Genomic DNA, 632 nt, shown 5'->3' on the forward strand with positions numbered 1-632 from the left:
GCCGTGGCGTTGCGGAACCGGACAGAAACCGAGTTCTCGTCGACGATCACTCCAGCAGCATCGGAAGCCGCAAGCGCCAACTGCTCGAGGCGAGCACGGAACTCGTCGGATTCCTGGGCAAGTTGAAGCAGGCGCTTGTAGACATCGTCGCGAAGAGCGGCGAGCCCGACCTCAACATCGGCAATGCGAATGTCAGGCGTTCGAACCGGCAGCCAGTCCGAAAAAAGCGTTGGCCGGTCCCCGCCAGGCAGGTAGCGACYGCGAACGCCATAGTTGGTGTCGGGCAGTAGCCCCTGGCTGATTTTGAGCGAGCCTGTTTCCGGCTGGTCGGTGCGACCGCCGTATGCGTGCGAAAGATCGGCCGCCAGGCGCACTTCGAACTCAATGCCGACAACGTCAACAAGGCGGCTTGCGGTGTTATCCCACGTCAGTAGGATTGCCGGGCGTCGGTCGAGGCCAGCGTCGTCTTTGATACTGGATGGTTCGGCAAACCAGTCGATGATTGGCTGCGGCTGTGGCCGGATAGGACCAACCGCACCGTCAACGGGCTCTTGGAAGTCCGCGCCGCTATCCCAGTCGTAGTCGGATGGATCAACTTCGGTGATGTCGATCATCACGTCGAGGTTGGCGCG

1 pseudogene is annotated in these 632 nt (G+C 61.5%); it reads right to left on the reverse strand.

Going from position 1 to position 632, the window contains the following annotated elements:
* Window positions 1-632: pseudogene (locus AC1DWF_RS35760) on the reverse strand (phage tail protein); the annotation flags it as partial.

The organism is Aminobacter sp. P4_D5, from assembly GCF_056401815.1.